At 56.1% G+C, this 12,878-nt stretch carries 9 protein-coding genes; 1 reads left to right on the top strand and 8 read right to left on the bottom strand.

Translation table 11 applies throughout. From position 1 onward, the window contains the following. Nucleotides 1-39: 39 nt before the first annotated feature. The 8 genes from U9R25_18220 to U9R25_18185 form a co-directional block, all read right to left on the bottom strand. Nucleotides 40-1,413, bottom strand: a complete 1,374-nt coding sequence (locus tag U9R25_18220; GenBank protein ID MEA3337832.1) for a glycosyl hydrolase — start codon at nt 1,411-1,413, stop codon at nt 40-42. Between the two features lie 74 nt (nt 1,414-1,487). After that, entirely contained in the window at nt 1,488-3,104 is a 1,617-nt protein-coding gene (locus U9R25_18215; GenBank protein MEA3337831.1) for a sugar transferase, read from the bottom strand. Between the two features lie 185 nt (nt 3,105-3,289). Continuing rightward, nucleotides 3,290-4,396, bottom strand: coding sequence for a lysylphosphatidylglycerol synthase transmembrane domain-containing protein (locus tag U9R25_18210; protein ID MEA3337830.1), 1,107 nt, complete (start codon nt 4,394-4,396; stop codon nt 3,290-3,292). A gap of 27 nt (nt 4,397-4,423) precedes the next feature. Further along, nucleotides 4,424-6,133 (bottom strand): polysaccharide biosynthesis tyrosine autokinase, encoded by a 1,710-nt coding sequence (locus U9R25_18205; protein ID MEA3337829.1) that lies wholly within the window; start codon nt 6,131-6,133, stop codon nt 4,424-4,426. Nucleotides 6,134-6,192: 59 nt separating this feature from the next. Continuing rightward, on the bottom strand, nt 6,193-6,948 hold the full coding sequence (locus U9R25_18200; GenBank protein MEA3337828.1) for a sortase: 756 nt from the start codon (nt 6,946-6,948) through the stop codon (nt 6,193-6,195). Nucleotides 6,949-7,322: 374 nt separating this feature from the next. Beyond that, a complete protein-coding gene (locus U9R25_18195) occupies nt 7,323-9,053 on the bottom strand; it encodes a nucleoside kinase (protein MEA3337827.1) in 1,731 nt (576 codons plus the stop codon). 170 nt (nt 9,054-9,223) lie between these two features. Beyond that, nucleotides 9,224-9,931, bottom strand: coding sequence for a response regulator transcription factor (locus U9R25_18190; GenBank protein ID MEA3337826.1), 708 nt, complete (start codon nt 9,929-9,931; stop codon nt 9,224-9,226). Continuing rightward, entirely contained in the window at nt 9,921-11,492 is a 1,572-nt protein-coding gene (locus U9R25_18185) for an ATP-binding protein (protein ID MEA3337825.1), read from the bottom strand. The genes U9R25_18190 and U9R25_18185 overlap by 11 nt, the downstream gene beginning before the upstream one ends. Nucleotides 11,493-12,019: 527 nt before the next feature. Here U9R25_18185 and U9R25_18180 point away from each other — a divergent pair. Then, complete coding sequence (locus tag U9R25_18180; protein ID MEA3337824.1) at nt 12,020-12,682, top strand: HEAT repeat domain-containing protein; 663 nt, start codon at nt 12,020-12,022, stop codon at nt 12,680-12,682. Nucleotides 12,683-12,878 lie beyond the last annotated feature (196 nt).

Genomic DNA, 12,878 nt, shown 5'->3' with positions numbered 1-12,878 from the left:
CTGGCGCGATAAGCCGATAGAACGAGCCTGTCGCCCCTGCTAATTCGCATCCAGGCGCGCAGCATAGCCGGCAAATGCTTCACCCACCGGCGTAAGCTCGCCGGTAGCCGGATCCAGAAGATTGCCCGTGGGGTACTGGTCATCGCCCAGGCTAAACCAGGTCAATCGCTGCACCAGCCGGTTGTCGTCGCCGGGCAGACCGGTTTCTGAATCACGGCTTTCGAGCATGAAATCAAAGCTACCTTCCATGAACTGAATTACATCTTCATCCTCAAAGCCATAGCCCTCTGGCATCAATATACCATATTCCGTCACAATAAGAGGCTTTTCCCTCTCACCCTTTTCAGCCATCCAGCGCCGAAACTCAATAATCTGTTTTTTGAACAACTCCAGATTATCGTGGTCTTCAATCTCCCAAAGTATGCCCTGGGAGACATCCATACCTGGCGGAATGGAGACGCCCCAGGAATCCCTTTCCTCTCTCAGGATAAAGGTATGGATATTCCAAACATCTACCGGCATGGGCTGTCCAAACATCCGTTCATAGGCCGTCAAAACATCATCCAGGTACTGGAGGCGCAGGGGCGTAATCTGTGAAACACCACCGATCGCAACCTGTGCATTGGGGTCCAACGATTTGATGAAAGTATGAAGCTCATGATAGGCCTGGGCATAGCCCCCGGCGGTCTGGTTATCCTGCCAGGGCACATCGGGCTCGTTGCCGATGATCCAGAGAGCGCCGCGGTTCGTGGCAAGGACATTGGCAATCGACTGACGATTGGGCACGAAATCAGGGCCATACACACGGATCATCTGCGCAAATTCGACCCCTTCAATCTCAGGTGGGGCCTCATTGGGACCCCAATCCAGGTACCAACCAAAGCCCAACCGCTGCGCCAATCCCTGGTCCAGGTACTGATCCGACACATGACGTGGTACACCTACTCCGAGACGGCTGCGGAGACTTCCCGGTTCCGGCGCTGAAAAAAGTGGCCCTTCAGCAAATTGTTCCACGACCGGAACAAGTGTATCCGCTTCCTGCGAAGAGTCAACCGCAGGCGTGTTCGTTGGCAACGGTGGCTGGTCCATGGGAACTTCAGTTATCTCGGCAGGCAAGGTTGCCGTTGGCCCGATGGTTGGTTCAGCGGTCAGAGTTTTTTGCCGCTGCAGAAGATCCGTTGGCTCGACAGTGTTTAGCGCCAGGGTTGGCACCAGCGGCTCCGATGTCGGCGTATCGGTTGGCGCCGGGGTGGGAGTCGGCATTGACGCGATGGCGGTCGCTGTCATATCAGCCTCATCTGCCACGGCTGGTTGGGTCGCACCAGACTCCAACATGTCCTGTTGCGGCGGCACACAGGATTGGGCAAACAAAACCATCACGATGATTATACCGGCCAGAAGAATGCGGTTCATGGGAATTTCGATAAGAGCACTCAAGAACAGCCTCTACGTGTAGCCTCTGCAATTGACCATTGACAATTTTCTCATTAATACGCGCCGTAACCCTGGACGACAGCCGGCAAAGTTTTGAGAAGTATCAGTAAGTCGCGCCGCAACGAATAGTTTTCGATATAGTTCAATTCCAGGTCGAGGCGCTGATTCAGAGTCAGATTGGCCCGACCATTGATTTGCATTGGGCCCGTGATTCCAGGTTTGACGGCCAGACGCCGGCGCTGACGGTCGTTATACAGTCGAACCAGCCATTCCTCCTCCGGGCGCGGGCCCACCAAACTCATTTCGCCTCGCAACACATTGAGAAACTGGGGCAGCTCATCCAGACTGAAACGACGCAAGAATCGGCCGACCCTGGTAACTCTGGGGTCATCTCTGACCTTAAATACAGGCTCCTCCAGGTTATCGAGGTCGACCAACTCCGCGAGGCGCTCGTCCGCGCCCACAACCATCGTTCGAAACTTGACCAGCTGAAACGGGCGCCCGTTTTCGCCCACTCTATCCTGAACAAATACGACCGGTCCAGCAGAGTCGATCTTGACCGCAACTGCGATTGCCACTAACAGAGGTGCCGAGAGGGTCAAGCCTGTCACGGCCCCAACCAGGTCGACGGTTCTCTTTAGTAGCCGATCCCTGGCACTCAGCACCGCATGAGTCTCAGGCGCTACCCGCACGAATCGCAGTGACCCGATTGCATAGCCTGAACCCAACGCGATAGCCCGCAGGAATATCATACCAGGAGAAATAAGGCCAATAACAGGGTCTTTGCGCCAGGTCTTCACCATGAACGGCACGCCACTGAGAAAAAAGGCCACCAGCGCCAACACACCGGCGATCGCCACCCAGTCCCACCAATCAAATCCCAATTGCCTGACAATGAATCCGGTGACCAACAAAGGAAAAGCCACGAGAAGCAGAACGAGCTGCAGCTTGAGCACCGGTGGCGTGTGCGAGTCGCTGGCCAGTCGCTCCGGATAGCGCTGAATAATGCGGGCCTTCCAAACGCCAATATTGAATTTTCGCTCGAAGTACTCAAGGATATCCTGATCGTGGTGATGATATACCTGAGCCTCCGGGACAAATCCCAGCTTATACCCCTTTTCAGCGAGGCGAAAACTGAACTCCTGATCCTCCAAATACTTGATGGAGGTATCAAAGCCGCCGTTCTGCAGAAAAACGTCCCGCCGATAGGCCGCCGAATAGGTGTCAATGAAGTCGATTTGATCCTGTCCCCTCATGCGATCATAACGATCCTCGTACTCCGCCTGAACGAATCGAGCCACCTTCGATCGCTGGCGGGTCAGGTAGGTTCCCTTGGCACCCATCAATTCCACATCATCAAAGGCGGTAAGCATTCGTTCAATCCAGTCGCGCTTTGGCGCGCAGTCCGAGTCGGTAAACAGAAGCATTGTTCCGCTGCTATGGGCAACGCCTGCGTTGCGGGCGCCCGAAGGCCCTTGATTCTGTTGCCTGACTAACTGGACTCCGTCAGCCTGATAGCGAGCTGCCACTTCAGACGTATTGTCCAGGGAGCCATCATCGACCACGATGACCTCGTAGTCAGCGCGCGGCACCGTTTGATCCACGAGTGCCCGCAGACATTCGTCCAGAGTACTGGTTGCATTATGTGCCGGAACCACAACGGATATCACTGTTGACCTCAGGCCCGTCTTACTAGCTGTTTGAAAAGAGGTCGAAGGTCTCCCCAAGCCGCTCGAAAGCTGCAATTCTGGCCTGGAAACCCGCCTGATGCCGCCAAGCACACTTTGAAGACCCAACAAGCCCATGGACAAGACGACCTTTCAAACAGTTTCTTAGCAAGGACTCCACACTAGTTCTATGTCACGTCATCGCTGCCGATCGCCAGGGTACCGATGGTCTTCGGCGACTGACGTAACTGCCAGCTTTCCCATACCAACGTGATAGCACCCGTCAACATGATAGCGAGGGGAGCCACCATGTAGAGCAATATCCCGTAGGCCAGCCCAATCGTGGCTGAATAACCAAAAAAAACCAGGGACCACCGGCATAAAACCTGAAAGACTCCGATCTTGCCAGGCGTGGAAGGGAGAATGATCCCAGCCTGGAGAACCACGAGCACGAAGAGACTTTGGATCCACGAGGGAGGCAGGTGCATGGCCAGAAAAACACAGTAGTTGGTTAACGTTGCCAGGAACCAGATACCGACCGATATCAGGGCCAGGATCAGAACAGTTCGAGGCCTGCTGAGCGCATCCAGGCCTTGCACCGCTCGTTCGGCACTTCCAAAAAGAGTATTACCCCAGCTGCCGGGGGAACGCATCAGGATATCGTGCGTCCATCCAAGAAATCGCTGCCGCTGCCACAGAACCACAATGATCACCAAGGGCACAATCACAGCCAGGCCAACGATCGAACCCCGCCGGGTTTCCAGTTCGGATGGCAGAGTCATGAAAGGCAGCAGGATCAAAAAACTCACCGCCAACATCACAATATCAAGCGACTTCTCCGCGGCAATTGTGCCCAGGACCAGGGACTTACTCACGCCTCCGGCCTCTCCGGCCAAATACGCCCGAGCAACATCGCCACTGCGCGGCGCAGGCAAAGCCAGGTTTAGCGCCGCGCCTGCTTGCCAGATACTGGTCAGGCGTCCAATGCCCAGTGAGAAACCCGAGGAATCACCCGATCGATCGAGTGGGGAGGAGTCCAGCTTGATCAGAAGCCGCCAACGCCCTGCTTTGGCTACCGTGGTGATCAAGGTTACAAAAAGAGCGACAGCGAGCCAAACGGGATCAACCCCACGAAGAGCCGCTCCAACCTCGGCCAGGTCTACACCATAAAAAGCCAGCGCCAGACAAGCCAGGCTAAACAGCAGGCCGATCCACAGCCGGCCATCCCGCCAGAGGGAACGGCGACCCAACCCACCACTACCATACTCCTTCGGTGGGCGCCGCTCCCCGCTCATGGACTCATCACCTCACGAGGCGTTTCCTCAAACATCTTGAACTGAGGAGCCAGGGCGGCGAAGACGGCTCGTTACGAAACCGCCCGCTGGCGCCTTGCCCGACTCAGATGACCAACCCTGGTCAAGATCACCCTGCCTGTCACCGTCGCCAGAAGAGGAGTCGTCACCCTCGGACTTTTCCTCATAGTAGTCGTAGTAGTAATAATGTGAACCTGCCAACCGCGAAGAGATCCGGTTGACAACAACACCCAACACGCTGGCGTTAACCTTGGCCAGTTCCTGAGCTGCAAGCCTGACAGCCCCTTCCCGTGTCTTGGCAGATTCCACCACCAGGAGAACGCCATCCATGCATCGAGCCAGGACCGCGGCGTCGGTTACAGCCAACGTTGGCGGGCTGTCAAACACCAGGACATCGGCATGGTCGGCCAGGTCCTGAACCAACGCGGTCATACGACGCGAGCCAAGTAACTCAGATGGATTCGGTGGTTGAGGCCCGCTGGTCATCAACCGCAGGTTTTCTACCTCCGTCGACTGCAGGAACGGCGAGAGGTCGCTGCCCTCGGGCTGTAGCAGGGCGCTTGTCACACCCACAGCATTGGGCACTCGAAATACCTGATGCAATACCGGACGGCGCAGATCGGAATCTACCAGAATGGTACGTTTGCCCGTCTGGGCAATCACGACCGCCAGGTTTGCAATCGTTGTGCTTTTCCCCTCGCCCGGGCTGGCGCTGGTTACCATCAGGGTTTCGACCGGTTTATCCAAACTGGAAAACTGGATATTGGTACGCAATGTGCGATAGGCTTCGCTGAACGGAGATTTCGGATTGGTGTGTGCTATCAATTGCCGTTCGCCACCGTTGGGAAGTCGAACCAAAGACCCCAGTGCTGGCAATCCGGTGACGCGACTGGCATCCACCGGCAGTTTGATGGTGTCGTCCAGGTATTCGATCAGAAAAGCCATGGCAGTCATTAACAAGGCACCCAAAGCCGCGGCCAAAGCGGTGTTCAACAGCACACGAGGCCTGACCGGCACGGTCGGTTGGATGGCACTTTCTACCACAGTCACTGTATCGCCGCTGAGAGCACTCTGGCGACTAACCTCGTCGCGGCGGCGCCAGATATCGGAGAGAGACGCCTGGTACTGGGCAAGCGAAGTTTCCAGAGAAATACGACGAGCCATCTCGTTGAAGGAGAGCTCTTCCCCATTGCTTTCCCGAACGTCGAAAGCAATCAACTCCTCCTGAAGGGTCTGGATATCCCTTTCGACCCGGCTTATCTGCTCATCGAAAGCCTCAAGTGAGCTATCGAATCGACTGGCCTTCTGGGCATCGTTCACATCGATAAAGACTTGTGGTACCTCATTGGCAATCGCTGTTGCCAGCGCTGGATTGGGGTCCTCCACATGGAGAGCAATGAGCTGTGTCTCACGCACAGGATCGACAATGATCCGCGAATCTATCGCCGGCAAACCAACACTTTCGGCAACCTTCTCCAAGATCGGCCTTGTGGTCAGGAGTTGCGCATAGTTGGCAGCAAGACGCTCAGAGGTCAAAACGTCGGTCCATTGAGGCGCTGCTGGATTGCTATTCTGCTGGATCAGTATCTGTGTCGATGCCCGGTAGATCGGGGTCGATCGCATGCTAATGACATAGGCTGTGCCACCAGCCAAAACCGCCCCCAGGATGATCAGCCAAAGCCATTTCCAGAGAATCTGTCCAATGCGACGAAGTTCCATACTTATCCTTCCGGACCGCGTAACCTTACACCACTAATCCTATGCGCCGAGCCTTCTAATCAATTCTCTTGCGCAACGAGCTTGCCGACAACGACAACCCGATGCGTGTTGGTCCAATAAGGCCAGCAAGTGACCAGGGTCACCCGGGCATCGTTGGTTGGCAGAATATAGCGGGCATTTTCGAGCCGCTGATCGGAATCGGCACCGACCTCAAGAAGCGGCGGATCTGTCACTTCATCCACCAGATAGGTGTGTCGTTGGCCCTCGTCATCATAGAGATAGATATAATCTCCGGGCTCGATTTCCAGATCGCTGATGCGTCGGAACACCTCGCCCCTGGTATTATGATGGCCCGACAATACTACATTGCCCTGTTGCCCGGGCCTCGCGCTGTTGATATGACGTGCTGCAGCGTCTTCAGCGGTCTCCCACTCGGTGAAACGCTCATCGCCCCGCTCCACGACAGTCCAACCCACGTCGACAATGGCCGTATCGAGATCGATTGCAGGAATGACTACACGATCGGGCGCGCCGCTGAGCGGAGGGGCATCATCTGGCAGCGTGATAGAACCGCTCGGTGTGCTGGTCGGCGCAGGTACTGTCGCCGCAGTTTCAGGAGTCGCTGTCAGTGTCGTGCCAGGTGCCGGAAGTTGCGCCGGTGGTCTCGCCACGGTTGGCGTGGCATCTGGGACCACGGCAGGCCGCGAAAAACAGCCCGCAGCAAAAAACAGCAGGAACGCGGCCATCACCGGCACCCTGATCGCAGCGAACGAATCCCTTATCCTGCGCCCTGCAATTGCACTCTTTTCACTCACAGATTCTATGCCCTCCAGCGCACTTCAGCGGCTTTTTGCCACTACAAATCGGTTGCAATTCAGCTGGACAACCTCTGCCTCACCCCGAATGTCTGGGCTCTCTTCAATCAGATCACCCGGATCACCTGACAATATATCAAGAAACAAGCCGGGGACCCGTGAAGGAAGCAGATTGCTTGCGACAGGGAAATCATTGTAGCCGAACGCCATGGAATTGGCAAGAAAGCCCCGATTTGGACTCACCCTAACAGGCGTTCATCAGCGTCATCTGCGGTTCATTCAGGTCTGCGGTTGTGTCTTTTTTCTGATTTCACCGCCGGTTTACGCAGACCTTCGGCGCAGATTCGCGCTGATCTTTCCTGGATTGATCTGCCTCATTCCCCTTCACGGGATTGACGCCGCCAGGGGGTGAACTGTTCCATGTTCGAGCCGCCGACGAACTCTCGCAGTATGGAGTTCTCCGGCACCACGTCCCGTCGACATGGCCTGAACCAACGCAGAAAACTCAATAAACGCTGAGCTTCAATCCGTTCCGGCGTCCGTGGCTCCACAGAGAGTAACAACGGTTCGGCAAGGGGACGCAAGACAGCCAATTCGTACACCAGAGCGGAATTGAACATGGCATCTGCATGTTGCTGGTAGGGAAAGATGTGCTGCCGTTCACCCCGCCAAACACTTGGCCAACGAGCAATGGTTTCAGCTGCCGAATAGCCGCGCCTGGCAGCATCCCGCACTATGCGCCGGACGATTCTCGTGTCAGTCGTCGACACCCGGTTGTGCCGGTCGACATTGAGCTGGGTAAGGGGCGAGACGTAGATACGAAACATTCGTTCCTGGGGCACATCGGATAGCAATTGCGGATTCAGGCCATGGATTCCTTCAACCAGGATAACGTGGTCAGGTTTGACGCTCAAAGTCTCACCCGACTCGCTCTTGCCTGTATGAAAGTTATAGCGCGGCAGAGTTACAGTCTCGCCCGCTACCAGCTGGCGCAAATGCTGGTTGAACAATGCCAGGTTGATGGCTTCCAACGCCTCAAAGTCATGCTCACCATATTCGTCCACCGGGGTTCTGTCGCGATCGATGAACCAATTATCGAGGCCCAAAGCCACTGGCAACATTCCGTTGGCCAACAGTTGCACCGACAGGCGCCGGGCAAAGGTAGTTTTTCCCGAAGATGAAGGCCCGGCGATCAAGACCAACCCTACTTCGCTGCGCCGTCGCGCAATCTGGTGGGCGATTGCCGCAATGCGCTGCTCGTGCAAGGCTTCAGCCACCAGGGCCACCTCACGAATCCGGCCATCTTCGATCGACGCGTTGAGTGCAGCCACGTTGCGTACACCGATTACATTGACCCACTCCCGATACTCCTGAAACACCTGTACCAATCTCGGCACAGCCCTGAAGGTCTGAAGTTCGGTCGGGGCTTGCCGGCGCGGATAATGCAGGACGAAACCTGGCGGATAGGGTACTAAATCAAACCAGCGCAAATAACCCATGCTCGGAACCATATAGCCATGAAGGTGATTACGATAATCACCGACCTGATAGATAGCCACCGTCTTCTTGTCACTTTGTTCCAGCAGCCTGGCCTTTTCCTCGTCATTGCGGGCACGGAATTCCTCGATGGCATCCTCAACCGGGACCTCTTCCCGCCGGATCGGAAGATCCCGGGCAACCATGTCACGCATACGATCCTCAAGCACCTGGAGCTCCAGAGAAGTAAGTGGTGGTCTGCCTTCCACGTGGCAGTAAAGTCCCCCGAAAGTCATGGAATGATCGATGTACAGGCGGGTACCCGGAAACAACTCACTCACAGCCGCCACCAGGAGCATCGACAGGGACCGGCGGTAGATTCGCATCCCGTCGACATTGTCCATGAAGATCAATGATACGTCCGTGTCCCGAACCACCGGGTAGGTCAATTCCACCAGTTCGCCATCAGCAATGGCGGCTACAAATGGCACCTCTGGATCGGGAAAGGCCTCCCTGGCGTATTCCTCGAGCGTTCTGCCCGGCGCGGATTCAAAGAAACGACCGTCTGCGAAGCGCACACGCGCGGTCTTGCGAGCTTCAACGGGGTAAATCGAAGGCTTTTCTGTCATCGTTTTTCTATTCCATGAGCACTCTACACAAAAAGTGACGCTACTTCAGCCCATGATCGCGAGGGGAGTAGCGCCAAAGACATTATCAGGCCGAATTTTAACACATCTTGCTGCCCCGGTCAATTGAATCCATTGACTTCTGCATATTGAGAATCGCTGCTCGAGTCCTTCTACCTGTGGAAATCGGCGAAGCGATAGCCTACTCCGCGCTCATTGAAGATGTACTGGGGATCGGAGGGGTCCAGTTCGATTTTCTTGCGCAGGTAGGTAACGTAGAGGCGCAAAAGTTGATTGTCATCTACATATTCTGGCCCCCATACCTTGGAAAGCAGTTGCTCGTGGGTCAACGTCCAGCCTGCGTTCTGAACGAAATGATAAAGAAGACGATACTCTGTAGGACGCATTTTCACCGGTTCGCCATCGACCAGCACCTCGCGCCGGTCGAAATCAACAGTCAAACGGTCATCGATCTCGAAGCGGTTTTTCGTCCGATCGGGCGGCGAACTCAGTTCAACCCGCCGAAGCACGGCATTGACGCGACCGAGAAGTTCCCGGACGCTAAAAGGTTTGGTTACATAATCATCAGCCCCCAGCGCCAGTCCCTGGATCAAATCCTCCTCATCCGCGCGCACGGTGAGCATGATGACAGGCACCGGCGATGTTCGCCGTATCTCCTCCAGGGTTTCGAAGCCGTCAAGTTGAGGCATCTCCACGTCCATCACCACCAGGTCGGGCATTCCCTCCCGCACCTTGCGGATAGCCTCCAGACCGTTGCTGGCCTCACTTACGCGAAAGCCCTCCAATTCCAGGTTCATGCGCACAAAATGGCGCATCCTGGGTTCATCGTCGACAATTAGAATGTGTCCGTTATCTTTCATTGCGCTCCTCTGCGGAATAGGGCAGGGAGAAGAAAAAGGTCGAGCCTTTTCCCGGCTCACTTCTAAACCATATCTGCCCGCCATGGGCTTCCACGATTGCCTTGCTCAAATACAGGCCGAGCCCGGTTCCACTGGTCTGCCGTCTCAACCCTGAATCCACCCGGTAGAAGCTTTCAAAGAGCCGCCCCTGCTCACGGACAGGTATGCCGATACCCTGGTCCGCCACAAAAGCGGTGACACCGGCATCATCAGACCAGGCACCGACCCGAATGATGCCGCCGTCGGGGGAGTATTTTATTGCGTTGCTGACCAGGTTATCGAACACCTGGCGCACCCGAACCTCATCAACCACAACCAACGGAAGATCAGGCGGAAAGTCGAGTTCAAAATCGTGGATTTCGGTTTGAAGACTGAAACCTTCCACGACCTTTCGGGCAAGACGTCCCATATCCACATCGCTGGGATCCAGTTTCAGCACACCGGCCTGGATGCGGCTGGCATCAAGCAGGTCGTCGATAAGATCGTTGAGCCGGTCCGCCTCCTCCTCGATCACCGTCAAACCGTCGTGTACCGTATCTTCGCCCCAGGCTGCGTCAGGTCGCCCCAGCGTGCTGGCATAGCCCTTGATGAGCGCAACCGGCGTCTTCAATTCGTGGGAGATGGCACTGATGAAAGTCGACTTCATCTGCTCAGCCTCCCTGAAGCGCGTTATATCGACCGCATTGACCAGAATGTTGAGCAGCTGTCCTTCAGCATCCCAAAGTGGCGTGTAGGTAACACCCAGAGTCAGTTTCGAACCCCCTGGTCTGATCAAGTCTCCCTCGACATAGAGAGACTCGTTCTCAGGAAGGCTTTCGACCGAACCATCGACAGCGCATGGATCAGATCCCTTGCGATTCTCCAGGGCAAGTACTTTCCAACATGGCTCGCCGATGGCATCCTGCGCTGGCCAGCCAGTCATGGTTGCGAAAGCTCGATTCATGACCCGGATGCGTCGATCGTGGTCCAGGATCATGACTCCTTCGGCGCTATGATCGATGATCGCGTCCAGACGGCGTTTTTCGGCCGACACCTCCTCATAGAGCCGTGCATTGCGCACAGCAATAGCGGCCTGATCGGCGAAGCTTTGCAATACCTGCCTCTCATTTGTCCGAAACGCGGCTCCTCCGGTTCGAAAAATGGTAATCGCCCCAAGCAACTCATCTCCAATGCGCAGTGGCAACTGAACTACCTGGCGCAAGGGCATGCCGGCGGCGGCCGAAACAAGGGGCAAGGAGAGTTCCGGCAATGTCCAATCGCCATCGCTGCCAGGCGCTATTTGTGACACCCCAACCAGAAGGGACGCCAGTTGTTTGGCTTTTTCCTTGGGAACACCATACAGTGCTTGCGGCACCAGATTGCCATCATCGCGCCGCAAGGCGATCATACCTACCTCACCTCCCACCATTTCCACAGCGCTATTGAGGATGAGTCTTAACAGGGAGGGTAAGTCCAGACGGGAGGTCATGGCCCGGCTGATACGCAAAAGGTACTCCCGCTGGCGTAATTGGAGGGTTTGCATGGCAGTATCTTAACAAATCGCCCCAGAAATGTCAATGCAGGCGGAACCCAATGGCAGTGTCGTGCGTCTTAGAGGCGTCTTGCGTTGGATTTTCTTCCCCTCCTTGCAGTGCGCCCTGGCCGGGCTGACCGGGGCGCACTCTTCTTTTTGCCACCTGAACCCGTACCTGTACGGGCGACCCATTCCTGACAACTTCGCTCCCGGCCAGACGATCTTCATATTCCATGCCATTCGTAGGGACGACCCATTCCTGAATTAGATTCCCGCCTACCAACAATGCCCCTGCCTGCAAACCGTTCCCCGCCGAGTTCTTTCTTTCTGGGAATGGGTCGCCCCTACCAACCTTTTTCGCGCGTACGGGCGGGTGTTGGCAATTGACCATTAATCAGGCCTTGTTATGGGTTTTTCCCGGACAGGACCAGGTGGGTTATAATAACCACCGGCCTGGATGCTGGACATTTTTCGGTCCTGCTGCGGGCAAAAAAAACGCCTGGACGTGCCGTTCGGGCTCTGGAAAGCACCTTCCGATGCGATATCTCTTTACCGCTACACTCGTTCTTGCGCTGGCCATTGTGCTGCTGTGCCTGCAACCTGTCGCTCTCTTCGCGCAGGGTACATCCCCTGACGAAGTCGTCGACGCCTTACTCGAATCACTTGAGCAGGGCGATCCGTTGGCACAGGAGGAGGCTGGGCAGGCCCTGGCCGAGTTGGCGCCGCGCTGGGCAATCGGCCGGTTGGCCAAGATCTTCGAAACGACCGATAATCCCCGGCCTGTTGCTATAGCATTGGCCGGCATAGGTACCCCAAGAGCCATGGCTGTTCTGGTAAATGGACTCGATGACGAGGAATTGACAGCCCATCGCAACGCTGCTCAGGTGGCCCTGCTGAACCTGGGCGAAAAAGCTGTGCCTTCCCTGGTCATCGGGCTGCGTTCCCGGGAAACCCCGGTCCGTCGCAATGCGGCTGAACTTCTGGGCTTTATCGGCTCACCCAGCGCGGTCAACGCGCTGCTCAGGGTCGCAAAGCAGGATGCTGAACCAATCGTGAGAGAGGAAGCTGTCTGGGCATTGGGCGAGATCGGTGAGGAGCGCATCAGGCTTGCACTGCAGGCCCTCGCCAAAACCGATCCTGACCCCGTAGTGCGGATTGAGGCAATGCGCGCTGCACTGAGATTGGGAGAGGCATTTTAATATACGATTGTCAATTGGTAACTGGAGTTACGCAGAGAATTCGACACGGTCCCTCGACACGCCGACAGGCGGCCCTTTCGGGCAGCTCGTGACCTGCTCAGGATGCAGACCATGGCACGCTTCCCTGGGCTGAACGCCCGAAAGAGAACCCTGCATCCTGAGCCTGTCGAAGGGTGCGGCCTGAAACAAATTGCCA

Source organism: Chloroflexota bacterium (assembly GCA_034717495.1).
In the GTDB taxonomy this organism is placed as follows: domain Bacteria; phylum Chloroflexota; class Anaerolineae; order JAAEKA01; family JAAEKA01; genus JAYELL01.
Note: the sequence above shows the minus strand (reverse complement) of the source record. Positions and strands in the feature narration are given on the sequence as shown.

Excerpts from the sequence above, each read along its gene's own strand:
- U9R25_18180 (MEA3337824.1), top strand. The coding sequence starts at position 12,020 with ATGCGATATCTCTTTACCGCTACACTCGTTCTTGCGCTGGCCATTGTG.
- U9R25_18210 (MEA3337830.1), bottom strand. The coding sequence starts at position 4,396 with ATGAGCGGGGAGCGGCGCCCACCGAAGGAGTATGGTAGTGGTGGGTTG.
- U9R25_18190 (MEA3337826.1), bottom strand. The coding sequence starts at position 9,931 with ATGAAAGATAACGGACACATTCTAATTGTCGACGATGAACCCAGGATG.
- U9R25_18220 (MEA3337832.1), bottom strand. The coding sequence starts at position 1,413 with ATGAACCGCATTCTTCTGGCCGGTATAATCATCGTGATGGTTTTGTTT.
- U9R25_18205 (MEA3337829.1), bottom strand. The coding sequence starts at position 6,133 with ATGGAACTTCGTCGCATTGGACAGATTCTCTGGAAATGGCTTTGGCTG.
- U9R25_18185 (MEA3337825.1), bottom strand. The coding sequence starts at position 11,492 with ATGCAAACCCTCCAATTACGCCAGCGGGAGTACCTTTTGCGTATCAGC.
- U9R25_18195 (MEA3337827.1), bottom strand. The coding sequence starts at position 9,053 with ATGACAGAAAAGCCTTCGATTTACCCCGTTGAAGCTCGCAAGACCGCG.